The sequence below is a fragment of the Saccharicrinis sp. GN24d3 genome (assembly GCF_052400645.1).
GTDB lineage: Bacteria > Bacteroidota > Bacteroidia > Bacteroidales > Marinilabiliaceae > Saccharicrinis.
On sequence record NZ_JBQTGI010000013.1, the window covers coordinates 154,611 to 179,347 of the forward strand.

Genomic DNA, 24,737 nt, shown 5'->3' on the forward strand with positions numbered 1-24,737 from the left:
TTTATCAATAACCAACCGCAGCCTTAGAACTGGAATTCCATCTGTAATCTGGTAATAATCTGATTTTGGTCGCCAAGTTTCTCCCGGAAAGTGACATCTCCTTGCAATTTAAAATTATGACCAAGGATATACTTACTTAAACCTAAAGTAAAGTCTTTTATTTCAGAATTGAACTGTGTCTCATTTGGCTTAGTAAATGCGTAACGTCCTGATAATTCCCAGTTATTTTTAAAAACATATCCAGTTTGAACATTGGCTCCATATCCTGTGTAGTACGCATCTGCAACGACTCCGTTATCATCATAAATAAATTCATTATCATCAGTTACCGATCTGGTACCAGCTTCAGCCATAAAAGAGTATCCGCGATATTTAAGAACGAAGTCTCCTCCGATATTTAATAAGTCAGCCTCTCCACCAATTATACTACCTACCTGCCCTTGGTCTTTATACGCATCAACGTTATAATTTGCATAGACTGCAAAAGCTACCTTAGGTGTTTCTTCCCGACTTAAATCAGCCGACTTGTAATGCCCCTTGGACTTAAACTCACCCATTGGAAGCATCTCAAGTTTTCCGGTTAAACTAACTCCCGGTGCATCATCATTATCCACGATACCATCACCCGAACTAACGGCCCAACGATCGTATACAATAGCATTCCCTATTTTAAATTTATGGTGAAGTTGCAGACCTGCATCTCTGTCAAGCGTATAATATTTATTAAAAACAGAACGGTCCACCATCTGCAAATTACCTGAAGATACTACACGTTCTCTGTTACCTGGCAGTTTCCCTTGACCAAACCAAATCTCAAGATTATTCATTTTGTATTTCACCAAAGCATCTCTCACATAACCACCAGCAAGATCATATTCAATTTTATAAACCAGGTTTTTATTAAGGAAGTATCCGTCAAATTTCAAACGTGAACGTTTTACCCAGGCTTTATTGTCAAAAGCTGCTGCTGCAGATGAAGAACTCAGGGTGTTGTTGAAGTCCCATCTGGTTTGGATTCTTGTGGTAAGTTTTAGAAAAAAAAGATCATTCTCTGTTTTGAACTGAATGCCCTTCCCAACATTGGCAGATACATCCACCGGTGCTTGTGCCTTCATGCTGCTAAACCATAGCCCAACTATTAATGCACTTAAAAATACAATTCTTCTCATTTTATTCCTGTTTTATTCCTGTGTGTGCAATCTATCAAATGCTTTAGTCATTTTCCCAACATAACTAACTCATTTGTTCTGATTGATTAATATTCAACATTTTTCCTGCTACAAAAATACGGCGGGGTTATTACAGTGCAGTTAAGCCATTGTTACATTCCTGTTACATTTTTAAAAATTAGCATCTCTCCGCTTGATAGATATATTTGACACAAACAATACCTCAACTTTATTTCATCTTTTCTACTATTTTCTTTTTGTTACTTTTGTGCAAATTTTACACCTTAATAATATATGCCCGCTCAAATAAAAACTGTGACAACGGATACCCACGGCAACCTTAAAGATGAAGAAGGTTACCAAATTACCCCTCCTGCCCACTGGGGTTTCCTCCCTGCTGGCGATGCAGGGGTTACCCGAAAAGTAACTTCCAGAAGTGAATGTTGGCGGGTTGTTTTTAAAAAAGGTCGTCGTACCATGTCTAAAGGAGTTTGGGCACCAAAAGCAGCGATAATAAGAGCCAAACAAGAAATGGAAGCCACGCGTTCCACAGCCAGTTATCAGAAACAAAAAGTTTACAATGCAGAACGCAGAGAAAAGAAACAGCAGGCATATGAAGTTGAGTTCTGTGAAGAGGTAGGGAAATTCTTGAACTTTCATCCCAGTTATCAACCTGTTGCTAAAGCCATGTCTATTATGGTTACCCAGCATGCCATACCTGTGGGAAGCGGCACCGTTGCACGGACCGAGATGATACCTATTAAAGAACGAGCATCAAGGGCAGTTATAGCATGGATGCGTCATCAGACCACTGCTTACGATAACATGCGAATAGCTAAAATCAAAGGTGAAAGAAGAGCGGTAAGAAGAATGTTGGCAGAACAATCCACAAGGCTTTTAAATAATTATCGCAAAGGTTTACCAATAGACTCTAGTTGCCCATTAAAAATAGCCTTGGAAAAAGTTATTCAAAATCAATCAAAATAAACCTGTTCATGAACTCGATTTGCCCATGTGGTTCAAATAAAGCGGCCAATATATGTTGCTTACCTATTATTAAAGGGTACAAAAATGCACAAACTGCCGAAGAATTAATGCGATCCAGATATACGGCTTTTACTTTTGCCGATGTTGAGTATTTGATGGCCAGCCAGCATAGTAAAACCAGAAACATAAAAGAAAAGAAGGAGATAAAGAAATGGGCTCAATCGGTTAGCTGGATTGGATTAAGCATTTTAAGTAGGAAAAACGGATTGCCTAACGATGATAGTGCTAGCGTTGAGTTTAAGGCGGTTTTTATGGAAAGCGGACTGTTAAATCACATCCATGAAATATCTATATTCGAAAAGGAAGCAGGAAAGTGGGTTTACAAAAACGGTAAGCAACTACCATAATTTAGTGCTTTTATCACGATTACTGCACATTCAGGAATTAAATATTTGGATCAAGGATAACCTTTTTTATTTAATGACAAAGGTGCATAAACATTACGTCCAACCATTGAAGAAGATAATTTGTCCATACCCGGTTTTTCGGACAACGTCACAACACAGTAGATAAGTTGAAAGCCCGTCCTTAAAATTTGGCAACGGGCTTTCTGTATTCAATCCAGATATTTAAAACTTCATGGACACACCAAGCTTTGTACTAAAAGTATTCCCGCCCCCAAATTCAAGGTTTATACCCCATTTGTTGTCCCAGTAGTATCTCCCTCCTATCTGAAGGCCTAATTCCAAGGTGTTATTTGTTTCGATGCCCAACCCGGCGTTTGCTCCTGCATAAACATCCCAGTCTGATGTAATTTCTAATAAACGGTTAAAATGATAATCCCCCCGAAAGCCAAGTGACAACGAAGAATCGTCGCCAAAAACCATATTTACCTGTGGCCCAATTGTAATCTCGTCATGCACAGCAAAGTCAACCCCACCATACACCGGAAAACCGTCGGTATTAAATCCCAAACCAAAATTCAATTGCTTATCCCCTTTTGATAACGGGGCTCTAAATTTTTGCCCAAACATTGCTCCACACAGCAATATTAGTACAACAACAACTTTAACTCTTAACATATATCTTATATTTTTTATTTAATGATGCTTATCTACAAAAAGGATGCAAATTTAATAAAGCATCTAAAATATTATAGCATTCTTCAAACAATACTATGGGTGCGGTATTCTTTCTTCTCAATTTAATACAGGTATAACTATTTATCGCTCAGCCGTAAAAATCATTCCATCTTAAATATTAAAAATTGTTATAAAATGTTTTTAGCCTAGTTTTTAATCGTTCTTTTTAGTAATTTGTATGTTACACACATATAATGTCTTACGCTACAAAACTATAATAAAATGAGAGTTAAATACAGTTGCCAAATCCTTCTACTGGGGCTTTTTATTATCGGGGGAAGCATATTAAGGGCACAAACAAAAAGGGAGGTTCAATTTTCCCTTGACACTTTAATGAGAACCCACAAAACCTTGCAACAGGACCTTAAGGTCATGAAGTTAGCCTGGAAAAAGCAGAACACCTTTTTTGAGCATGTCAAGAGTGCCTATTTTGATCCGGCAGACGTGAATACTTCAATCGATGATGGAGTTTCAAAATTTGATGAGATGTATAAGTTTTCACTTAAGGAAATGGAAGTTCTTAGAGATTCAATCCAAGGGATAAATGATTCCCTTAATAAATGTTTGGGCCAAAGTGAATTATTGGATTCGCAAAACAAAGCCTACAAAGAATTACTTCTATCATCCATTAACCCAGCCTCTTTCCCGCAATCGGAGGCCGAATTTATTGGGGAATGGGATTTGTTCCTTCATCCGGTGCAATTGACCGGTGAACCCTTCGAGTCAGGTATTGTTAGCTTTAACCCTTTTGTTCAGGATGATTCGTTAACAGTACATAATGTTTATAAAATTGAATTTGCCGAGGATGAAATTGCAACCCTTTATTTTAGGGGAGGTAATGTCCAAAAGAGTTTTTACTCCGTAAAAAATTTTAGCATGAACTCTCCTTATGTCATCAAATTTTCTAAAAACGAAGAATTTAAACTAGCTATCCTCGTATCGCCAATACCCACCGGATTAATGGTATCGTACGAAGTTCCGTTAAAATCGGAAAAGGTATATTACTACCATGGTTTGATGAAAAAATAAAAGATAACCGATATAAACCGGTTTTTCCATAAAAACATTCTTCTTTATTTTGAAGAATGTTTTTATGGATTAAATAATATATTTTTGTGCCTAAAATTATATTATGGCTTCGCAAAACTACGACATATTACTGGAGAAACTTAAGGAGAACAATAAATGGCCGTTACTATATATGTTTAAGTTTATTGTTCCAAACGAAGACGGCAAAGTTAAACAAGTGGTTTCACTACTTCCTAAAAAAGGGGAAATTTTATATAAACACACCAAAAACCTTAAGTTTGTTTCCATCACATGCACAGTAAAAATGTCTTCGCCTCAAAGTATCGTAGATGTCACATCCGAAGTAAACAAAATCAAAGGGATAATTGCATTGTAGATATTAATTTGACATTTTTTTGCATGTTTTAATTACAATTCGCATTTAAAACAACCCAAGTATGTATTTATTTAATACTTTTGTAATAAGCCCGTACATTGTACAGGGGTCAATTGTAAAATATTAGATTATGGGAACAAAACCTAAGTTTTGGCAAGATGCCGAGAAAGATTGGAAATTCTATTTCGATGAAGGTAAATCGTACTTAAACACTTGTGAAAAACTAATCGTTAACCGTGGACCTTTCGATAATGAGTTTCTCTATAACTTAGCCGTATTAGCGGGCGAGAGATTGGCTTTAGGCATGTTGTTGAGTTACGATTATATACCTGCTTCCACTTCATTATCAGGAATGCTGCAAGAAGGAAACGAGTTTTATGAACTTAGCGAAGACATTACCAAAGGCGCCAGGTTTATGAATAAATTTCAAACTTTTTGCTCCCTGGAGGTGGTTCCGTTTACCCCGCCTACCGATGAAGAATTGGAAAGCATCGTTAATTTCATTTCTAAAGTTGGCCGGTTTTGCACCAATAATTTAAACAAAACGGTTCCTGTGTCATAAGAAGAGATCTTGTAAGCTCGACAAAAAAAATTACTTTTGCGCAAAATTCTTCAAAATGGATTTATTGGGTTTTGCGGATTATGCAGGAACTTGTGCTTTCGCCATTAGTGGCACTTTATCAGCATCCGAAAAGAAGCTGGATTTGTTTGGTGCGGCTTTTATTGGTTTTGTTACTGCTGTAGGTGGAGGAACAATTCGGGATTTGCTATTGGGCAACACTCCGGTTACATGGATTATGGGTTGGGAATATTTTGTTCTAATCCTTTGTTCTATAGCTTTCACCTTTATTTTTTACAAGCAAATAATTAAGCTAAAGCAAACCCTGTTTCTTTTTGACACCATTGGAATTGGCGTTTTTACCATAATTGGGGTAGAAAAAGCACTGGTTTTCGGTCTTACCCCTCCGCTATCTTTGGTAATGGGCTTATCATCAGCAGTTGTTGGAGGAGTGTTACGCGATACCTTATGCAATGACGTACCCTTAATCTTTCATAAGGAAATATATGCCACAGCTTGTATTTTTGGAGGAACGATATATCTGCTGTTGCATTATTTCCAGGTTGATATTCATTTTTCGCAAATTGCCACTATTGTAGCTATTATAACTATTCGGCTATTAGCTATTAAATTCAACTTTAGCCTGCCTAAAATTACCAATGCGCAGCAGGATTAAAACTTTTCCAAAGTTTAAAACTTTGGAAAAGTCAAACGATAAACCGGGTATTTTCCTAATTATTAAACACCAGTTTATTATTTACATAATCTACCAATATGGGCTTGTCTTTTACAATTGTATCGGCAAGTATACGTTTCGATAACTCGTTTAATACTTCTTTTTGGAGAACTCTCTTAATAGGTCTTGCCCCAAAAAGTGGATCAAAGCCAGCATTGGCGATAAACTGAACAGCCTCGTCCGAGATATCTATTCGCACCTGTTTCGATTCCAGCGTTTTCTTTATCGAATTAAATTGCAGTAACACTATCTCTTTAATTTCCTTCCGCGTTAAAGGCGCAAACATTACAATATCGTCAATGCGGTTTAGAAACTCGGGTCTAATTGTATTGCGGAGCAGGCCGAATACCTCCGTCTTGGTTTTCTCCATAACTTCGGATTGATTATTGGGACCCAGGGAATCAAAATTCTGCTGTATGATATGACTTCCTGCATTCGAGGTCATAATGATAATCGTATTCTTAAAATCGACCACCCGTCCCTTATTATCCGTTAATCTGCCGTCGTCAAGCACCTGCAACAAAACGTTGAAAACATCTGGATGAGCCTTCTCAATTTCATCCAGCAACACCACCGAGTATGGTTTTCTGCGCACCGCTTCGGTCAATTGTCCGCCTTCGTCGTAACCAATATATCCAGGAGGGGCACCAATAAGTCGCGAAACCGAATGTCTTTCCTGGAATTCGGACATGTCGATTCTTGTCATCTTATTTTCATCATCAAACAAGAATGAAGCGAGGGCCTTGGCCAACTCGGTTTTGCCGACCCCTGACATACCAAGAAAGATAAAAGAGCCTACGGGTCGCTTATCATCCTGTAAACCGGCCCTACTGCGCCTGATAGCATCCGATACCGCAGCAATAGCCTCCTCCTGTCCCACGACTCTTTGGTGGAGTTCTTTTTCTAATGTCAGCAATTTTTCTTTTTCGCTCTTAAGCATTTTAGTGACAGGAATTCCGGTCCATCTGCTTACCACCGAGGCCACATCCTCAGAGTCCACCTCCTCCTTGATCAAGGCATGCTCGGATTGTCTTTCCTTAAGTTTGGACTTCAGTTGTTCAATGCGTTCTTCCGCAGCTTTTATTTTCCCGTAGCGAAGTTCGGCCACTTGTTCAAACAACCCTTCTCTTTCTGCCTTCTCCGCCTCAAACTTAAAGTGTTCGATGTCGGATTTGTACTTTTGAATTTCATCAACAATGGACTTCTCCTCTTGCCATTTAGCGCTCAAGTTAGTCCTTTCGTCTTTGAGCTCGGAGAGAGCTTTACTCAAGTACTGCAGCTTTTTTTCATCCCCTTCCCTTTTTATTGCCTCCCGCTCAATCTCCAGTTGTTTAACTTTTCTGTCCAGCTCATCCAATTCCTCCGGTACAGAATTCATTTCTAACCTAAGTTTGGCCGCCGCCTCGTCAATTAAATCAATGGCTTTATCTGGCAGAAACCTGTCCGCTATATATTTCGACGATAAGGTAACAGCAGCAATAATAGCATCATCTTTGATCCTAACCTTATGGTATGTTTCGTACCTTTCTTTTAAGCCACGTAAAATGGATATGGCGCTGGGCGTGTCCGGTTCGTCCACCATAACCAGTTGAAAACGACGTTCCAGTGCTTTATCTTTTTCAAAGTATTTTTGATACTCGTTTAAGGTGGTCGCCCCAACAGCTCTTAAATCACCTCTCGCCAGTGCCGGTTTTAATATATTGGCTGCATCCATGGCACCCTCACTTTTTCCTGCGCCAACCAAGGTGTGTATCTCATCAATAAACAGGACAATTCCTCCATCGCTGGCAACCACTTCTTTAACAACAGCTTTTAAGCGTTCTTCAAATTCACCCTTGTACTTTGCCCCTGCGATCAAGGCTCCCATATCCAAAGCATAAATAAGCTTGGATTTTAAATTATCCGGGACATCCCCATTTACTATCCGCATAGCAATACCTTCTGCTATGGCAGTCTTTCCCACTCCAGGTTCACCAATCAGTATAGGATTATTTTTAGTACGACGAGACAATATTTGCAAAACCCTTCTGATCTCTTCGTCGCGGCCAATAACAGGGTCAAGCTTTCCCGACCTGGCACTTTCGATTAAATTTACTCCATAACGATTTAAAGCATTGTAGCTGTCTTCTGCCGAGGGAGAGTCAACTTTCGCCCCTTTTCTGAGTTCTTTTACCGACATAATCAAAGCTTTCTCGGCTACTCCGGCATCTTTTAACAGGTTGGATACCGGATCCTTTGATTTTATAAGTCCTAACAATAAGTGTTCGATACTCACATACTGGTCTTCAAAAGTTTTGAGATATTCCTTGGCTTTTAACAGGACCTCGTTTGTGTTCCTGGATAAAAATGGTTCTCCACCGGACACTTTGGGGTAGCTATCGATAATAGCCTGTAAAGGAGAGTTGATATTCCTGGCCTCCAACTTATTAAACAAGTACGGAATGACATTTTCGTCTACTTCAATCATTCCTTTTAACAAATGCCCCGGTTCAATGGCTTGATGACTAAAACCTCGCGCGATTTCAACCGCTTGCTGAATGGCTTCTTGCGATTTGATGGTATATTCATTTAAATTCATCTTATTATTTTTTATAATTAAGTGATAAAGAGGCAACAAATCATTTGCCAGTATGCAGAATAAGTCATTTTGTCTAAATATTCAACAAAAACATGTCAATTTTACAGGTTGCGATGCTTTTTACTTTACAACCCAGACAGCTTTTCAATGCAGTTTACTTGTTTTATCTCGGTTTGTTGGATACGAATTATCATTCCGGAAAGCACAATCGTTTTCAAAAGCAGCGCTGGTTGTTTATTTTAGCAGGTATCATGCTACTGCTTATTATTTTCTTTATATATTAGTGTTTCATAAAACAACGATAAACCATGTTTGGCCTTGAGAAAGCACTTTTCATACTTGTTTTGCATTCCAATAAAGATATTTTTGGTGAACATTGTTTTTTTGTTTACAGGTTACCACGTCTGTTCACAGAATATTCCAACAACTTTAGATACTGCGGCTCAAAACGAAATTTCGATCCAAAAATATCTGAAGCAACAATCTAGTAACAGCTTTGTATATAAAAAGTTATATGAATGGTTAGTCGTTTCCCAGGATTCGAACATATCGAAAAATGATATTTTTGCTGCATTTGAAAAAGAGAATGCTAAATATAACAATAAGGTTATCCGTTCTATAAAAATCAAACAAATATCTCCTTTCGCTAAAAATATCCTCGACACAATTGGTTTTTCAACCAATAGAATTGAAAAGCACCTGAGTGATCTCCGTTTTAAAACCAAGCCCAGCATTATTAAAAGTAATTTGACCTTTAAAAACGGTGAGTTTGTAAAAATGAGGAAACTCAAGGATAGTGAACGTATCTTGCGTTCTTTAAATTTCATTACCGATGCCTTAATTGTTGTTGAACCTGCCATAATAGACACTTCACTTGTAAATGTTTTGGTAATCACTCAGGATAGCTACCCATATGGTGCCCGACTTTCATTTTCGGGAAGTAACGCTCAATTCGGACTATATAGTAAAAATGCATTAGGATACGGACTGGAACTCGAACATAAAATTAACACCCAGAAAACCGAAAAAGGCAACATTGGTTTTTATGAACATTTAAGATGGGAGAATATTTACGGCACCTTCATCACCTTTGATACGGAGATCAACAACACATATAAATCTAACTTCCAAAGTGTTGGTGCCAGGAAAGATTTTTTTATTCCGGAAATAAAATACGCTGCCGGTTTTAATATATATAGAAATTTCAAGATCAATCATTTAACAGGATCACTTGACAATAACAATATCTATAACCACGATTATCTTCTACAAGATTATTGGGTGGGCAAATCATACTTGATAAATGCCGAAAATTTCTTCGACCGGTCTAACCTGGCTTTCTTGGGCCAAACTTTGTTCTCGGAATATTTTAATATGCACGATACATTAATGATGCTTGCCAATTACAAACCTAACTTTTCTGTGTTTGGTTCGGTTTCGTTTTCTAAAAGAGATTTTTACAAAAACCAACTGATTTATAACTACGGCAGAACCGAGGACGTTCCTTATGGATTCCTTGGCTCTATAAGCTTTGGTTATAACCACAATACGTTAAAAAACAGATATTATTCAGCTGCACACTTTTCATTTGGCAAAGCACTGATTCCCAACAAAGGTTATTTGTACATCAGTAGCGATATTCAGTCTTATTTCTACCATGGCGAACCCGAAGATTCCCGGGTAAAATTGCAAGCACAGTATATATCATCATTAAACCATATTGGAATACACCGGTTGCGTTCCTTTTTTTCCGTTAATTATGTAAAGGGTTATCACAATAGTTATCCGAACTATTTATACATCAACGAAGCAAATAATGGAATAAGAGGTTATGGAAGCCACCGTCTTCGTGGAACCAAAAAAATTGTTTTTAGTAACGAGAACATACTTTTTTCAAGCAAGGAATTGTTGGGTTTTAAAATGGCTTTTTTCTCCTTTTGTGATGTGGCCTGGATTTCGAACCGTAAAACAACATTTAACAATAAACCATATTACTCCATCGGTGGCGGGTTTAGAATACGTAACGATCATTTGGTTTTTAACACTATTCAGGTACAATTGGCCTATTTTCCGAGGGTACCCGCTGGTGGTAATGAATTCGATTTTAGACTTACCAGCGAACAAACAAACAAATTTAATAGATTTGCCCCGCGAAAACCTTATGTTGACATATATAAATAAAAAAGTTTATGGTGTTTCAAGAATCTAATGATGTAACCCATCCCCATACTTACCTTGCATTACTTCCCCCAGCCGGATAGCCAGGGGAAGAGCTTAAGCCAGAGCTGGCTTCACAACTTTTACAGATTTCTCTTTGTTCAGACTACAAAAAGTCATTAAAATAATTGATCACCTTTTGCATAAGATGCACACGATCAGCACCCCTGACGTTGTGTTCGTGCCTTGGATAAACAAAATAATCTATTTGCTTTCTGTTTTTTATACATTGTTCTACAAAATAAAGACTATGCTGCCACACTACGGTAGGGTCGATAGCTCCATGAATTACCAATAGACGTCCGTTGATGTTTTGTGTACGCTTATTGAGGTTTGTCAGCTCGTATCCCTCTTTATTTTCTTCCGGCAAATCCATATACCGCTCTCCATACATGATTTCATAATATTTCCAGTCCGTAACCGGACCACCAGAAACACCTACCTTAAAAACATCCGGATATTTTTCCATTAAATTGATGGTCATAAAACCTCCATAACTCCATCCGTGAACCCCGATTCTGTTTTCATCCACATATGGAAGCGATTTCAGGAATTTAATTCCTTCCATTTGATCGGCCGCCTCGGCTTCCCCAAGGCGGCGGTGAATTACCTTTTCAAAGTCACACCCTCTATCCGGCGAACCCCTGTTATCCATGGTAAATGCAATATATCCCTGCTGAGCCATGTAAAGCTGCCACATTCTGGCCGCCCCCAGCCAACTGTTTTTAACCAATTGGGCATGTGGCCCTCCATACACATAAACAACCACCGGGTATTTTTTTGTTGTGTCAAAGTTCGGAGGTAAAATCATACGGCTATACAAATCTGTTTTACCGTTGGCCGACTTAATAGTATCCAAAACAATTTCACCCACCTTGTAACCTTGGAAAGGGTTTTCGGCTTCATGCAATTTCATTGAAGTACGCTTATTAACATCAACCAATTGAATAACCCTTGGTGTGTTAAGGTTAGAATACATATCTATTACTTTGTTTCCCGATTTGCTTATACTTATCGCATGCGTTCCCTCACCGGAAGTTATCCTGCTTACTTTGCCGTTACCTAATGCAACTTTATATAAATTTCGGTTAAGCACGCCTCCATCTTTTGTAGCTTCAAAAAACAAATTTTTACTTTTGGCATCAAAACCCAGTGCTTTGGTCACCACCCATTGACCTTTGGTGAGCTGTTTAATCAGGCCTTTGTTTAAGTCGTACAAATACAAATGATTGTAACCATCTCTTTCGCTTTGCCATATAAATAGATTTGAGGTAGCCGGCACAAACAAGGCCGGGTTTTCAGGTTCTACCCACGTATCGCTTTTTTCTTCAAACAACTCCCTAACCAGGTTTCCGGATTTGGAATCGTATATATTCATTTTCATATGATCCTGCCCCCTGTTTAACTCAGCGATCAGTATTTTTTGCTCATCATTGCTCCAGGAAATATTCGTTAAATATTTTTCTCTGGGTTCGCCGGTTTGCATATAAACCAATTTACCTGTGCGCAGGTCATAGACCCCAACGGTTACCTCATGGCTTTTCATTCCAGCCATTGGATATTTGATATTTTCTGTTTTGGCTACCCGCGCGTTAACGTTGACCAATGGGTAATCGGTAACCATGGTTTCGTCCATCCTGTAAAAAGCCACCGAATTGCCTGATGGCGACCAGAATATTCCATCCGTAATCCCAAATTCACTTCTATGAACAGACTGCCCCAAGACAATTCCCTCTTTTGAACCGCTTTCTATTTTTTGGGGCTGTTTGTTTAGCTCAGAAATATATAAATCAAAATCTTTCAGGTAAACGATAGCTGACGTTTTGTAATTAAAATGAACATGTTTTGCACCTTTAGGATAATATAAAATATACTCTATGCTTTTCGATTCTATATTATATACAACTATACCTTCATTATTATCAATCCAAAATGTGTTATTATCGATCCAATTGATATTCCATAAAGTATTAAGTTGATTTAAATCAAGCCTTTTAAACTCTTTATTTACTTTTTCTAAATTTAAGAGGAAGGATTTTTTGCCTTTCCCGGTAACCAGAAACAAGCTATCCGATTGGTTTAACACCACATTATCGGAATTTCCTAAGAATTTATAATTCTTATATGATGGTAGAAATTTTCTGTAATTTTTACCTCCGACAATCACGTCCTCCAAACTCAATTCTTTAATTCCCTGGGATTGAGCCCATAATCCTGTCAAAATTAATGACAGTAAAAAGATCCACCTTTTCATAAACATTATTATCCTTTTTAAATTGATTATTTTTGAATAAATATGAATGATTTTTTTAAGAAAAAGAATAATATTCTACCGTAACATTGCAATTTGTGGTGTATTTTAATAAAAATAGCTATTTTAGACATCGAAAAAATAAGCATCACACGCAATTTATAATTTATATTGAACGTTTGTAGTTTAGCAATTACAAGTATAATTGCTTGAGAAGATAATGGCATTCAATAGATAAAAAATACTCTTACTCATGAAAAAAGGAATTGTTTTAACCTTAATTATTATTCTAGCATGTAGCTTTTTTGCTCCATCACCGGTTAATTCGCAAGATGAAAAGCGTAAAGATTGCTCTAGTTTAATTAAAGCCCCGTTTATACCCAACGGTCAACCATTGAGGGCTTTTTTAACAGGAGACGAAGTAGCTGAATTCCATACTACATTTTTAAATGGCAGTATTTATAGGTTGGCGGCATGCTCGGCTAACAATCAATCCATCATATTCTCGGTATACGACACCAACAGAAACCTGCTTTTTACAAACGACGAGTATAATAAAACCAACATGTGGGACTTTAAAATTGCAGGTTCCGTTGAATGTATCATCGAAGCCAAACTGGATAGCAATCAAGCTTCTTCAGGAATGGCACTGATGTACATTGGTTTTAAAAGCCTTGAAGAAAACTAAGCGCACACTAGATTAACACCTTGCAGGTTACTTTAATTAAACTAATAAAATGAGCGAAGGAATATTAAAAGCCTTAATACAACTTTTTGCTCTAATAGCCTTTCCTCATAAGGATAACAAGTCACGTAGGCAGATTGTCAGAAACTTTTTGAACCAGCAGTTGAATCAACAAATGGTGGATGAGTATCTGGACATTTATGAATCTTATTACCAAGAACATGTATCAAAGCTTGCGAAGCTGCAACAAAGCGAAATATCCAGATCGACCCTAACGGCTAATTCGGTTAAGGCCTTGCGTATCTCCAATGCCATCAATAAAGAACTTACGCACTACCAAAAGCTGATAGTAATTATACAGCTAATCGAATTCCTCAAGTCCGGGGTTGAAATAAGTCATTTCGAAAAAGATTTTGTGAGTACCATAGCACAAACTTTTCATATCAACGACAAGGAGTATGCTCTAACCGAAAAGTTTATGCTCAATGGTTCCCCCAAAGCCATTGATAGCGAGAATATTTTAATAGTCGATAGTAAACCGGAAAACAAATATAATAAGGCACGTCACCTAATCTGGGAACACGTTGATAACGAAATCCGTATTCTGCGCATTAAATCGGGCGGGTTATATTTGTTAAAGATCTACAACCAAAACGATATTCACATAAATGGTCAGCTACTGAATCCGAAACGAATTCATGTTTTAACACCTGGCTGTTCGATTCGAAATAACCGTATCAACCCCATTTATTACAGCGATATTGTTGGAACATTCACGAGTGATAACATTGCAGCACCCATATCTTTCAAGGCCGAAAGTATTTCCTACAAGTTTAAGAATAAGACGTTGGGTGTTCAGCCTTTGTCTTTTAACAGCGAATCGGGTAAGCTGGTGGGAATTATGGGTTCAAGCGGTGCGGGGAAGAGCACGCTGAGCAATATATTAAGTGGCATTTACAAACCTTATTCCGGTAAAGTATTCATCAACGACATCAATATTCATGAGGAATCCCAAAAAACAGAAGGCCTTATAGGCTATGTTTCACAGGACGACTTGTTGATGGAGAATCTTACGGTATACCAAAACCTGCTCTACAACGCTAAGTTATGTTTTGGTGACTATAGCGATTTTAAGATTAAACGAAGGGTGCTGGATTTATTAACATCCCTTGGTTTAAATGACATTAAAGACATGAAGGTGGGTTCGCCCCTCAACAAAAAAATTAGTGGCGGACAACGTAAAAGACTGAATATTGCACTGGAGCTGATCCGGGAACCGGCCGTATTATTTTTAGACGAGCCAACATCCGGGCTTTCTTCGAGGGATTCGGCCAATATTATGGACTTGCTAAAAGAACTGGCACAAAAAGGGAAACTTGTGTTTGTGGTTATCCACCAGCCTTCCAGTGATATTTTTAAAATGTTCAACCAACTTTTGGTATTGGACCATGGTGGTTATCTGATCTACGATGGGGATCCTGTGGAGAGTATCACCTATTTTAAATCGAGTATTAAGCAGGCCAATCGCCGCGAGAGTGAATGTAACACCTGCGGTAATGTAAATCCGGAGCAAGTACTTAACATTGTTACTTCGCAGGTTATTGATGAGTACGGCACATTCACAAGGAACAGAAAAATTTCTCCGCAGGAATGGTACGAACGTTTTCAAACCAAAAAGAGAACGGAAACTTCCGTGGCCCCAAAACAACATAGGGAACTGCCTACCATTAACTTTAAAGTACCCAATAAGCTTAAACAATTTAGCGTTTTCGTAAAGCGCGATCTGCTTTCAAAATTGTCAAACCGTCAATATTTGTTGATCAACCTGCTCGAGACACCCGTCTTAGCCTTATTACTGGCCTCAATCATTAAGTTTTACAACGTAGATGCTGTCAACAACGAGGGGTATATATTCCAGAACAATCCTAATATTGTTATTTACCTCATTATGTGTGTCATCATAGCGTTGTTTGTTGGGCTGACCGTAAGTGCGGAAGAAATAATTAGCGATCGGAAAATATTAAAGCGAGAAGAGTTTCTAAACTTAAGCAGATTTAGTTACTTGATATCAAAAGTGTTTATCTTAACTATAATATCGGCCATTCAAACTTTTCTTTTAGTTATTATTGGCAACAGCATCATCGAGCTAAAAGGTATGTTTTTTGAATATTGGCTGGTTTTGTTTAGTGTATCAGTCTTTGCCAATCTACTGGGTCTTAATATATCAGACAGCTTTAAACAGGCCGTAAATATTTATATTTTGATCCCGTTTTTGATCATACCGCAAATCATTCTATCCGGTGTATTTATCAGCTACGACCATCTAAACCCCAAATATTCCAATCCGAATACAGTTCCCTGGTATGGAGAGATTATTACGGCTCGCTGGGCTTTTGAAGCGCTAACCGTTCATCAGTTTAAAGACAATGATTTTGAAAGAAATTTTTATCTGTATGATAAAATAAAAAGCGAAGCGCATTTTAAAAAGGAATATTGGGTGCCAGCATTGCAAGCTAAATTAAATCAGTGCCAAAAGTTAATTAACACACCACGTTCTGAAGAAAAAGTTAAAGACGCGCTTAAATTGTTAAAAGATGAAATTAGCATTGAAAATACGCAAGGTTTATTAAAACTAAGCATTCCTTTTATTAACCAGTTGTCCTACAACAAGGTTGATAATTACACATTTAACCAGGTTAAAGAATATTTGAGCAGTAAGAAATTGGCCTACCGTAAGCTTTTTAACAATACGGATAACAAACTGGATTTGAAAAAGAAAGAGTTAACCAATTCAGATATCAAGCGAGAGCAGTTCAACCAATTAAAGAAAGACTACCACAACCTGGAGCTTGAACGGTTTGTCAAAAATTCAAACAACATTTTCTCCAACAAAATCATTGAATACAATGGTAAGCTGGTTCAAAAAGCGGATCCTATATTCAAAGAACCGGATAGCAAGCTATTAAAAGCACACTTTTTAAGCCCATATAAAAGACTTGGTAAATATACAATAGATACCATTTGGGCAAACCTTACTGTAATTTGGTTCTACAACCTATTGCTATTTATTATACTGCAGTCTTCCCTGTTAAAGAAAGTGATGTTTAACCTATCGGAGCTTTATAACAGAATAAAAAAAGAGTAATGAATATGCAATATACTTAAATCATTACTCCTTTAAACTCTTATTGAAATCACCAGAGGTTACTACTCTTCCATTTCAATCATTTTAAAAGGTATATTAATAATGGACTGGTAATCTTCTCCGGCTTCGAACATATCTTCGTCATCCTCTTCGTAATACCAGTTCACTTCAACCTTTTGTCCTTTCTTGAACAAAACCTCAAGCTTCTTAAAAATATCCAGTATACACTTGGACGAACTGGTATTAAAATACTCGAGTTGCACATTAACAGCAGTTTCATCCTTTCCGACACTGCCGTATTCTTCAAGCCAATCAATCAATGGCTTATAAAATTCGATAGAATTTTCGGGTATAGATCTACCTTTAATCTCAATTATGCCCTTTTGACCGTCAAACCTAACAAATGGGGTTTTAGGTGTTCCTTCTCTTACTATTGTTTCCATATTGGTAAAACTATATGGTGTTTTTAACTAATATAAACGTCTAATGAAAAAAATATATGATTGTCGTTGTACTTATAAAAATAGTACTCCAACTTATTTCCGGTTTTCCGGACAATATCCAGCATTCCTAATCCTCCTCCACCTTTGTCGGAAAATTCACCGTTACTCATAATGTCCAAATAAAGCATGCGAATCTCCTTATCCGTTAAAGAGTTCACTTGATCAATCCTGTCTTTAATTACGCTAATTTTGTTTTTGTCGACAAAGTTGCCGGTAGAGATTCTATAAAAAGAGCCATCCTTACTCAGAATAATAACGCCGAAGTTATCTTTTTGAACCAAGTCCAAATCTATGGGTGGTTTATCTACGTGATGGTAAAGGTTTTGCAGGCATTCAACAAAAACATTGTACACCTTTTTCCTAACCTTGTTTTTTTCGTTTTTAAGGTTAAGACTCTTCTCAATAGTTTCGAGCGCCTCAGTTATTAGGTCAGGAGTAATGCTACCATTGAAGTTTAAAACCACTTCTCCCTCCAATTTTTCGTTATACCACTCCTTAATGTTAAATGCCATTTTCTATTCTAATATTGCTTATCACAAATATATAAAAATTGACTATTGTACAAACCCATTCGAACATCAATTTTTTAAATAACTTATTCACCATGACTGATGAACGATAATATGGTATGAACAGCCAATTTCCCCTTTTATATTCCACCTCCTTCTGCAAAAAGAATATCTCGCGGTTTAAATTGAACTATTTTCGATCCGGGCGGAACGTCGTTGGTTACCCAAACATTACCACCAATAACCGATCCTTTGCCCACTGTAATCCTTCCTAATATGGTGGCTTGCGAGTAAATAACAACATCGTCCTCAACAATTGGGTGACGGGGTATACCTTTAATTGGGTTTCCGTTTTCATCTAAAGGAAAACTTTTTGCACCCAAGGTAACCCCTTGAAAAAGTTTTACGTTTTTACCAATAATGGATGTGGCTCCAATCACCACTCCCGTGCCGTGATCAATGGTGAAAGATTTATCTATTTTCGCTTTTGGATGAATATCAATCCCAGTTTCCGAATGCGCCATTTCCGATATCATTCTGGGGATGATTGGCACTTCCAAATTGACCAAGGCATGTGCAATTCGATAACTGGAAATAGCCCTTATTGCCGGATAACAGAATATGACTTCTCCTTTGCTCTTTGCGGCGGGATCGCCCACGAATGCGGCATCCACATCTGTTGTGAGTGCTCTTCGCAGCTCAGGGAGTAACGCCACAAACTTTTTTGTTAGCTCAAATGCCCTTTCCTTATGCAACCGGAGTTTGTCTGAATTGCTGTCTTCGCACTGAAAACATAGGCCAGCCAATATTTGTTTATTCAACAGTTCAAACAACCGCTCCGTGTTCACCCCCAGGTAATAATAAATACTTTCGGAGCGAACGGGAGAATCTCCAAAATAACCCGGAAATATGATCTCCCTGGCCAGGTTTACAATTTCTGCCAGCGTCTCGCTAGAGGGCATCGGATATTCAAAAAAGTGGGTATGGCAAACCGCTTTGTACGATTCTTCATTTGCCAATTTTTTAATAGTTTCCTGAAGTACGCCAGGATACTTAAATGTGGTCATATCTTATTTTTTTAATTTCTCATCTATAGCATCAACTGCCTTTAAAAGCCTTTGTTCACCACTTCCCTCTATTATTTTATATGCAAAACCATAATCGTCGAGTTGTTGCTTGTATTTTTCAAACAAAAGGCTTCTAATAGCTTTATTCTCCCTTACCAAATCCGGTTTCCAGTCAATATCGTCCTTGCATAACAGATACAAATCAACCGGTCGTTGGGCAAATTCACCCTCAAACCATTCGGGCAATTTATGGAATACATGTAAAAACCATATCTTTGATATGACAAGGTAAGTATCAAAAAAACAAAAACCATCATATTTTTGCATTTCATCATACTCTTTTAACTGTTGTTTAGTTATATTAACAACATCCTGATAGCCGTATGGCACATCAAGCTTTTCAATATATTTTCGTGCAAACTCCTCGGTATATACCCCGTCGTAAATATAAGCCAGTTGTTTGGTTAGTACTGATTTACCAACAGATTCCGGCCCTGTTAAAACTACTTTCATTTGAATTATACGCTATTTATCTTTTATGTAAGGCTATGCTCGTATTGTTTATAGTCGCGCCACCACGAAAGGTATCCCCAGATGGCCATAATTGTGTAAACAAAAAACAAGATAGCTGTAACATACAATCCCTTATAAATATACATACCCATTGACACAAAATCAACTACGATCCAGATCAACCATTGGTCGATGAGTTTTTTTGCCAACATCCAGGTGGCCACAAAGCTTGCTGCTGTTGTAAACGCGTCCCAATAAGGTAAATCGGAGGATGCAATACCTACCCATGGAGGTACTTCAATTAAAACGTACGCTAATACTACGTACAAAACCCCAAATGACAACAGCAATTTTAATGTCATGTTTTTATCCAGCTTATTGATCAGGATTTTGGACGCATGTTCTTCTACTTGTCTTCTTCTCCACATAATCCATCCCAGTATACTTACCACCAAATAATATACTTGTAATACCATATCGGCATACAATCGGGCATCGAAAAAAACGGCTATATAAAAAGCCGATGACAATATTCCCATCGGCCAAAGCCATATTCTTTGATTTATTGAAAAGTACAAGTACACCAGGGCAGTGACAAAACCGAACCACTCGACCCAGGAAAACTGAATTTCGATCATCAATTTAATAAGTTTGTATATTCATTTCCCCCTGAAAGTATCTCAATTGCTTTATTATAGACATCAGTAGTAGGGTTTATTGTTTGAAAGTACTCGCTCGAAGTCCACATGTTACGTGCGATGAGTGCTTTTATCTGTGATTTTATCAGGGGTAGAGAGACTTTCCTGAACTCCTCCACATCGGATTTAAGCTTCTCTTTATCCCCTTCTGCAATTAATTCCTCCACAATTTGTTCGTTTACCACAAAACCTTTGCTGAATTGATCGTAGTTTGCATACATACGTTCCATTTTTTTACGGTGGGTATCCACATAATTCAAAACAAAACGATTAAATATACCATAAGCCACCAAATCGCGATAGTAGTCGGAATAACCGCTTGTATCTGCCGGCACAAAAAGATCGGGCATCACTCCTCCTCCACCATAAACCAGTCTTTGCTTGGTTTTGGTATAAAACTTTTCTTCCGTGTTCAGGTGGACACTGTCTTTGTTTAACGCTTCGCCGGTATCATACCTTTTGTAGATTTCTTTTTGATAAGCCTCAAGACCTTCTTCGTAAGGTTTTTGAATGCATCTTCCGGAAGGCGTATAATATTTGGCTATTGTCAATCTGATCATGGATCCATCCTGCAAATTTAACGGACGTTGAACCAGTCCTTTTCCGTAACTGCGGCGGCCTAGCACCAAACCTCTGTCCCAATCCTGTACCGCACCGGAAACAATTTCGCTGGCTGAGGCAGAACCTTCGTTAATCAGAACCACCACTTTGCCAGACTCAAACAAACCTTTATTGGAAGATTTATATTCACGACGAGGATTGGTAAGACCTTCGGTGTACACAATCAGTTTCTTTTCGGATAACAACTCATCGGCAATATCAATAGCAGCTTTTAAATAACCTCCGGGGTTTCCCCTTAAATCCAGAATTAAGTTTTGCATTCCTTGTTCGTTTAGCTTTTCCAAGGCATTTTCCACCTCGGAATGCGTTGTGGCAGAGAATTGATTAATCTTGACGTAACCAATGTCGGGCGTTGCCATATAGGAGGCTTCAACACTATATATTGGAATTGTATCGCGAGTAACCGTAAACGAAATCAAGCCTTTAACATTCTTTCTTTGAACTTGCAATTTAACTTTGGTGCCTTTTTTCCCTTTCAACTTTGAAAATACATCCGTGTTCTTAAGTCCTACACCAGCTACGTTTTCACCATCAATTACCAGTATCCGATCTCCCGCTTGTAAGCCAACTTTCTCCGATGGCCCGCCCGAAATTGGAGAAACCACCATCAATGTATCTTTAAAAATATTGAACTGTATCCCGATACCTTCGAAACTACCATCCAACGGTTCATTCATTCGGCTTACCTCATCTTTTGAAATATAAACGGAATGAGGATCCAATTTGGTCAACATGCCGGTAATAGCATCCTCCACTAATTTTTCGTCGTTGGTGCTATCAACATAAAACGTGGATATCAACTTGTAAGCCAGCTGAAGTTTTTGTAAGTCTCTATCAAATTTCTGAGCGTTAATAGCAACACTTACCACCATTAACAAAATACAGATACTAATATATCGAGGCAACATACCCTTTAAATTCTTCATGACAAATTTATAAAGTGAGTAATAATGTTGTGTGTAACAAACAAAGATAGAAACAAAACAATGATTCAGGTAAATATTGAACAAAAAAAGACCGGAAAAGTTCCGGTCTTTGGTATGCTATCTAACATGATTTTATTCCCACTCGATGGTTGCAGGCGGTTTTGAGCTAATGTCGTATACCACACGGTTGACACCTTTAACCTTGTTGATAATATCGTTTGAAACCTTAGCCAGGAACTCGTATGGCAAATGCACCCAATCTGCCGTCATGCCATCTGTTGATGAAACGGCCCTAAGTGCCACTACGCTCTCGTAAGTGCGCTCATCGCCCATTACTCCTACCGACTGCACAGGTAACAACATTACTCCTGCTTGCCAAACATCATCGTAAAGTTCATTGTCTTTTAATCCCTGAATAAAGATGTGATCCACCTCCTGGAGGATTTTAATCTTCTCCTCGGTGATATCTCCCAAAATTCGGATAGCCAAACCTGGCCCCGGGAATGGGTGACGCCCCAACAAAGCAGGGGAAATACCCATGGCCTTACCTACCCTGCGCACTTCATCCTTAAACAATAGGTTAAGTGGCTCAACCACTTTGAGGTTCATCTTTTCGGGCAGTCCACCCACATTATGGTGCGACTTAATGGTGGCCGACGGTCCGTTTACCGAAACCGACTCGATCACATCAGGATAAATGGTTCCCTGTGCCAACCACTTTACATTCTGTATTTTGTGCGCTTCCCTATCAAAAACCTCGATAAATACGCGTCCTATAATTTTTCTTTTTGTTTCAGGATCTGAAACTCCGGTCAATTCGTCCAAGAAATCTTTTTTGGCATCCACACCAATAACGTTTAGGCCCATATGTTCATATGAGTCCAACACATTCTGGTATTCGTTCTTACGCAACAATCCGTTATCTACGAAAATACATGTTAAATTCTCGCCGATTGCCTTATTTAATAGCACACCTGCTACGGAGGAATCAACTCCACCCGACAGACCAAGAACAACTTTATCGTCGCCTAATTTAGCTTTTAACTCTGCCACGGTCGAATCAACGAACGAATTCGGTGTCCAATCCTGGCTACAACCACATATAGAAACTATATAATTGAACAGAATGGTTTTACCATCGGTTGAATGATAAACCTCAGGATGGAACTGAAGCCCCCAGGTAGATTCATCTTTTATTTCGTAGGCTGCAACACCAACATCTTCGGTACTGGCTATAACCGAATAGTTATCAGGCAAATTAACAATAGTATCGCCATGTGACATCCACACCTGGGACTGCTCTGGCACACCAGTCATCAAATCGTTTCCCCTATCGATAAAACCCAAATTAGCACGACCATACTCACGTGTGTTGGACGGCTTTACCTCTCCTCCAAACTGCTGGGCTAAAAACTGCGCTCCATAACAAATGCCCAACAAAGGCAATTTGCCTTTAAAACTGCTTAAATCCGGTACAGGCGCATTTTCATCCCTTACACTGTATGGACTTCCAGAAAGGATTACACCCTTAACACCCTCGTCCAGTTCCGGAATCGAATGGTATGGATGAATTTCACAATAAACATTTAACTCTCGCACCCTTCTGGCGATCAACTGGGTATATTGCGACCCAAAATCAAGAATAAGTATTTTCTCTTGCATTAAACAGTGGCTTAATGGGTTTATAATAATAGTATTAAATTTTGCGCAAAGATAGTTATTACCCCCGAATAATCATGATTTTGCATTCACATTAACAAAGCTTAAGGTATTATGTAAGTCAGCACCCTGTCAAATGGGCTTGATGGTAGATGATACAATCATGAACCGGGGTGTTCTATTCGGTAAATTCGATTGTAACGTCAACTTGCCGTCCATCCAGATACTTTTAAAAATTGCCAAGGTGTGTTACGTTTCGATTGATTACCTAATCAGCAATGGCAAGCTCTCCAACCACGAAAAAGAGGTACTAAAAAGGATTGAGGACATTGAGCAGCTCGACAGCTACACTCGCAAGAAACTGTTTTTACTAATTGACAACAACGTGGTGCAAAACTTTAAAGCCAAACAGGCCAGTTAGCGCGGATATTCATCCGTGCAATAACCACCATGTAAATCTAATAAAATCTATCAAACCATAAGCTGCTTCTCTTTACACTACAGCTAAGGATTTGCAATCCGCATATTAAATAGTTTATCATAACCGGGTTACAAACCCTCACAAAACAAATCAAGCGCCACACTTTTTACTATGTGGCGCTTGTTGTTTTTATGCTCTTAACGCTTATTGCACGGTTTGCAAAACCGCGCTAACAGCCGTCTTTAGTGATTTACATATCCGAGCCTACTAGGGTCGAAGATCCGCGCCTACGGGATTACATATCCGAGCCTACTGGGGAATATCACAGAGATGTTGATAAATTCAGAAAACGCACAAAACCTAAGGTGTTGAAAAACAACAGGAACATAATATGAGTTTTCTTAACTTAATGACATTGATCGTGCGATAGCGGGTTTACATATCCCAGCCTACAGGATGGCTATCTTGAATATCTTCTAATCCACTTTTCTTTATCTACTTTTTTGTCAATATAAAAGATTAGTAACAAAAAGAATGAAAATGCAATAAAGGACATTTTATAATAGTCTTTGATTTCCCAACCTTCTATATGGCTAACATTTGGAAGTGTCTTATTGTAATACACAAATATATCCCCTGAATTATCCTCAATTTTACTTAAAGCACTTTTAAATGCGGTGGTCTCATCCTTATATTGTATTGAATCCACTATATAAAGGTATTCAACGTGGTATATGTTTTTACTTTCTGATTTAAGCTTACTCTCAAATTTAGATACTTTAACCTTATCTATTGTAAAGAAATCAAACCAAATGTTTCTTGTTATAATATCATAAGATGATATTAACCAAAAAGTACCAAACAAAATATACCCAATAAGAATGCAAACATTAAAAAAAATCTTCATTTGACTACCAATATTTTTTTATCTCCTCAATAAAATTAA

At 38.1% G+C, this 24,737-nt stretch carries 22 protein-coding genes; 10 read left to right on the top strand and 12 right to left on the bottom strand.

What is annotated here, in order from left to right:
• Nucleotides 1–23: 23 nt before the first annotated feature.
• A complete protein-coding gene (locus tag ACT29I_RS16400; RefSeq protein WP_430932698.1) occupies nucleotides 24–1,169 on the bottom strand; it encodes a hypothetical protein in 1,146 nt (381 codons plus the stop codon).
• A gap of 315 nt (nucleotides 1,170–1,484) precedes the next feature.
• Here ACT29I_RS16400 and ACT29I_RS16405 point away from each other — a divergent pair, with 315 nt between their 5' ends.
• Together ACT29I_RS16405 and ACT29I_RS16410 are read left to right on the top strand one after the other, a co-directional pair.
• On the top strand, nucleotides 1,485–2,156 hold the full coding sequence (locus ACT29I_RS16405; RefSeq protein WP_444793941.1) for a DUF2293 domain-containing protein: 672 nt from the start codon (nucleotides 1,485–1,487) through the stop codon (nucleotides 2,154–2,156).
• An 8-nt stretch (nucleotides 2,157–2,164) separates the two neighbouring features.
• A complete protein-coding gene (locus ACT29I_RS16410; protein WP_430932696.1) occupies nucleotides 2,165–2,563 on the top strand; it encodes a YchJ family protein in 399 nt (132 codons plus the stop codon).
• Nucleotides 2,564–2,785: 222 nt separating this feature from the next.
• Here ACT29I_RS16410 and ACT29I_RS16415 read toward each other — a convergent pair whose 3' ends face one another.
• The gene (locus ACT29I_RS16415; RefSeq protein WP_430932695.1) at nucleotides 2,786–3,238 is read right to left on the bottom strand and encodes a hypothetical protein; all 453 of its coding nucleotides are present in this window, start codon (nucleotides 3,236–3,238) and stop codon (nucleotides 2,786–2,788) included.
• A 282-nt stretch (nucleotides 3,239–3,520) separates the two neighbouring features.
• Here ACT29I_RS16415 and ACT29I_RS16420 point away from each other — a divergent pair, with 282 nt between their 5' ends.
• The 4 genes from ACT29I_RS16420 (at nucleotide 3,521) to ACT29I_RS16435 (ending at nucleotide 5,938) form a co-directional block, all read left to right on the top strand.
• Complete coding sequence (locus ACT29I_RS16420; RefSeq protein ID WP_430932694.1) at nucleotides 3,521–4,327, top strand: hypothetical protein; 807 nt, start codon at nucleotides 3,521–3,523, stop codon at nucleotides 4,325–4,327.
• Between the two features lie 103 nt (nucleotides 4,328–4,430).
• Nucleotides 4,431–4,703 (top strand): DUF493 family protein, encoded by a 273-nt coding sequence (locus ACT29I_RS16425; RefSeq protein ID WP_430932693.1) that lies wholly within the window; start codon nucleotides 4,431–4,433, stop codon nucleotides 4,701–4,703.
• A gap of 130 nt (nucleotides 4,704–4,833) precedes the next feature.
• Complete coding sequence (locus ACT29I_RS16430) at nucleotides 4,834–5,265, top strand: hypothetical protein (protein ID WP_430932692.1); 432 nt, start codon at nucleotides 4,834–4,836, stop codon at nucleotides 5,263–5,265.
• Between the two features lie 55 nt (nucleotides 5,266–5,320).
• Nucleotides 5,321–5,938: a trimeric intracellular cation channel family protein gene (locus tag ACT29I_RS16435; protein WP_430932691.1), complete on the top strand. Its 618-nt coding sequence runs from the start codon at nucleotides 5,321–5,323 to the stop codon at nucleotides 5,936–5,938.
• 55 nt (nucleotides 5,939–5,993) lie between these two features.
• Here the strand turns inward: ACT29I_RS16435 and clpB are convergent, their stop codons facing one another.
• A complete protein-coding gene (clpB, locus tag ACT29I_RS16440) occupies nucleotides 5,994–8,576 on the bottom strand; it encodes an ATP-dependent chaperone ClpB (protein WP_430932689.1) in 2,583 nt (860 codons plus the stop codon).
• A gap of 369 nt (nucleotides 8,577–8,945) precedes the next feature.
• On the opposite strand from clpB, the gene ACT29I_RS16445 reads away from it, so the two are divergent.
• Nucleotides 8,946–10,757 (top strand): hypothetical protein, encoded by a 1,812-nt coding sequence (locus ACT29I_RS16445; RefSeq protein ID WP_430932688.1) that lies wholly within the window; start codon nucleotides 8,946–8,948, stop codon nucleotides 10,755–10,757.
• 142 nt (nucleotides 10,758–10,899) lie between these two features.
• Here ACT29I_RS16445 and ACT29I_RS16450 read toward each other — a convergent pair whose 3' ends face one another.
• The gene (locus ACT29I_RS16450) at nucleotides 10,900–13,047 is read right to left on the bottom strand and encodes a DPP IV N-terminal domain-containing protein (protein WP_444793942.1); all 2,148 of its coding nucleotides are present in this window, start codon (nucleotides 13,045–13,047) and stop codon (nucleotides 10,900–10,902) included.
• 250 nt (nucleotides 13,048–13,297) lie between these two features.
• Between ACT29I_RS16450 and ACT29I_RS16455 the strand changes: the two genes are divergently transcribed.
• Together ACT29I_RS16455 and ACT29I_RS16460 are read left to right on the top strand one after the other, a co-directional pair.
• On the top strand, nucleotides 13,298–13,732 hold the full coding sequence (locus tag ACT29I_RS16455) for a hypothetical protein (protein ID WP_430932686.1): 435 nt from the start codon (nucleotides 13,298–13,300) through the stop codon (nucleotides 13,730–13,732).
• Nucleotides 13,733–13,781: 49 nt separating this feature from the next.
• Nucleotides 13,782–16,874, top strand: coding sequence for an ATP-binding cassette domain-containing protein (locus tag ACT29I_RS16460; protein ID WP_430932685.1), 3,093 nt, complete (start codon nucleotides 13,782–13,784; stop codon nucleotides 16,872–16,874).
• Between the two features lie 62 nt (nucleotides 16,875–16,936).
• On the opposite strand, the gene ACT29I_RS16465 is transcribed toward ACT29I_RS16460, so the two are convergent.
• The 7 genes from ACT29I_RS16465 to guaA form a co-directional block, all read right to left on the bottom strand.
• Nucleotides 16,937–17,317 carry a DUF1987 domain-containing protein gene (locus tag ACT29I_RS16465; protein ID WP_430932684.1) on the bottom strand — a complete coding sequence of 127 codons (381 nt, stop codon included), beginning with the start codon at nucleotides 17,315–17,317 and terminating at the stop codon, nucleotides 16,937–16,939.
• 23 nt (nucleotides 17,318–17,340) lie between these two features.
• Nucleotides 17,341–17,889 (bottom strand): SiaB family protein kinase, encoded by a 549-nt coding sequence (locus ACT29I_RS16470; RefSeq protein WP_430932683.1) that lies wholly within the window; start codon nucleotides 17,887–17,889, stop codon nucleotides 17,341–17,343.
• Nucleotides 17,890–18,026: 137 nt separating this feature from the next.
• Complete coding sequence (gene epsC / locus ACT29I_RS16475) at nucleotides 18,027–18,953, bottom strand: serine O-acetyltransferase EpsC (RefSeq protein WP_430932682.1); 927 nt, start codon at nucleotides 18,951–18,953, stop codon at nucleotides 18,027–18,029.
• 3 nt (nucleotides 18,954–18,956) lie between these two features.
• On the bottom strand, nucleotides 18,957–19,466 hold the full coding sequence (locus tag ACT29I_RS16480; RefSeq protein ID WP_430932681.1) for an AAA family ATPase: 510 nt from the start codon (nucleotides 19,464–19,466) through the stop codon (nucleotides 18,957–18,959).
• Between the two features lie 23 nt (nucleotides 19,467–19,489).
• A complete protein-coding gene (pnuC, locus tag ACT29I_RS16485; RefSeq protein WP_444793943.1) occupies nucleotides 19,490–20,104 on the bottom strand; it encodes a nicotinamide riboside transporter PnuC in 615 nt (204 codons plus the stop codon).
• Nucleotides 20,104–21,711 (bottom strand): S41 family peptidase, encoded by a 1,608-nt coding sequence (locus ACT29I_RS16490; RefSeq protein WP_430932679.1) that lies wholly within the window; start codon nucleotides 21,709–21,711, stop codon nucleotides 20,104–20,106. The genes pnuC and ACT29I_RS16490 overlap by 1 nt, the downstream gene beginning before the upstream one ends.
• A gap of 132 nt (nucleotides 21,712–21,843) precedes the next feature.
• Nucleotides 21,844–23,373: a glutamine-hydrolyzing GMP synthase gene (gene guaA / locus ACT29I_RS16495; protein WP_430932678.1), complete on the bottom strand. Its 1,530-nt coding sequence runs from the start codon at nucleotides 23,371–23,373 to the stop codon at nucleotides 21,844–21,846.
• Nucleotides 23,374–23,515: 142 nt separating this feature from the next.
• On the opposite strand from guaA, the gene ACT29I_RS16500 reads away from it, so the two are divergent.
• Nucleotides 23,516–23,791: a hypothetical protein gene (locus ACT29I_RS16500; protein WP_444793944.1), complete on the top strand. Its 276-nt coding sequence runs from the start codon at nucleotides 23,516–23,518 to the stop codon at nucleotides 23,789–23,791.
• Nucleotides 23,792–24,251: 460 nt separating this feature from the next.
• Here the strand turns inward: ACT29I_RS16500 and ACT29I_RS16505 are convergent, their stop codons facing one another.
• Nucleotides 24,252–24,698 carry a hypothetical protein gene (locus ACT29I_RS16505; protein ID WP_430932676.1) on the bottom strand — a complete coding sequence of 149 codons (447 nt, stop codon included), beginning with the start codon at nucleotides 24,696–24,698 and terminating at the stop codon, nucleotides 24,252–24,254.
• Nucleotides 24,699–24,737 lie beyond the last annotated feature (39 nt).

Excerpts from the sequence above, each read along its gene's own strand:
- ACT29I_RS16480 (WP_430932681.1), bottom strand. The coding sequence starts at position 19,466 with ATGAAAGTAGTTTTAACAGGGCCGGAATCTGTTGGTAAATCAGTACTA.
- ACT29I_RS16505 (WP_430932676.1), bottom strand. The coding sequence starts at position 24,698 with ATGAAGATTTTTTTTAATGTTTGCATTCTTATTGGGTATATTTTGTTT.
- pnuC (WP_444793943.1), bottom strand. The coding sequence starts at position 20,104 with ATGATCGAAATTCAGTTTTCCTGGGTCGAGTGGTTCGGTTTTGTCACT.
- ACT29I_RS16420 (WP_430932694.1), top strand. The coding sequence starts at position 3,521 with ATGAGAGTTAAATACAGTTGCCAAATCCTTCTACTGGGGCTTTTTATT.
- ACT29I_RS16490 (WP_430932679.1), bottom strand. The coding sequence starts at position 21,711 with ATGAAGAATTTAAAGGGTATGTTGCCTCGATATATTAGTATCTGTATT.
- ACT29I_RS16430 (WP_430932692.1), top strand. The coding sequence starts at position 4,834 with ATGGGAACAAAACCTAAGTTTTGGCAAGATGCCGAGAAAGATTGGAAA.
- guaA (WP_430932678.1), bottom strand. The coding sequence starts at position 23,373 with ATGCAAGAGAAAATACTTATTCTTGATTTTGGGTCGCAATATACCCAG.
- ACT29I_RS16450 (WP_444793942.1), bottom strand. The coding sequence starts at position 13,047 with ATGAAAAGGTGGATCTTTTTACTGTCATTAATTTTGACAGGATTATGG.
- ACT29I_RS16410 (WP_430932696.1), top strand. The coding sequence starts at position 2,165 with ATGAACTCGATTTGCCCATGTGGTTCAAATAAAGCGGCCAATATATGT.
- ACT29I_RS16460 (WP_430932685.1), top strand. The coding sequence starts at position 13,782 with ATGAGCGAAGGAATATTAAAAGCCTTAATACAACTTTTTGCTCTAATA.
- ACT29I_RS16465 (WP_430932684.1), bottom strand. The coding sequence starts at position 17,317 with ATGGAAACAATAGTAAGAGAAGGAACACCTAAAACCCCATTTGTTAGG.
- epsC (WP_430932682.1), bottom strand. The coding sequence starts at position 18,953 with ATGACCACATTTAAGTATCCTGGCGTACTTCAGGAAACTATTAAAAAA.
- ACT29I_RS16425 (WP_430932693.1), top strand. The coding sequence starts at position 4,431 with ATGGCTTCGCAAAACTACGACATATTACTGGAGAAACTTAAGGAGAAC.
- clpB (WP_430932689.1), bottom strand. The coding sequence starts at position 8,576 with ATGAATTTAAATGAATATACCATCAAATCGCAAGAAGCCATTCAGCAA.
- ACT29I_RS16415 (WP_430932695.1), bottom strand. The coding sequence starts at position 3,238 with ATGTTAAGAGTTAAAGTTGTTGTTGTACTAATATTGCTGTGTGGAGCA.
- ACT29I_RS16455 (WP_430932686.1), top strand. The coding sequence starts at position 13,298 with ATGAAAAAAGGAATTGTTTTAACCTTAATTATTATTCTAGCATGTAGC.
- ACT29I_RS16470 (WP_430932683.1), bottom strand. The coding sequence starts at position 17,889 with ATGGCATTTAACATTAAGGAGTGGTATAACGAAAAATTGGAGGGAGAA.
- ACT29I_RS16500 (WP_444793944.1), top strand. The coding sequence starts at position 23,516 with ATGGTAGATGATACAATCATGAACCGGGGTGTTCTATTCGGTAAATTC.
- ACT29I_RS16400 (WP_430932698.1), bottom strand. The coding sequence starts at position 1,169 with ATGAGAAGAATTGTATTTTTAAGTGCATTAATAGTTGGGCTATGGTTT.
- ACT29I_RS16435 (WP_430932691.1), top strand. The coding sequence starts at position 5,321 with ATGGATTTATTGGGTTTTGCGGATTATGCAGGAACTTGTGCTTTCGCC.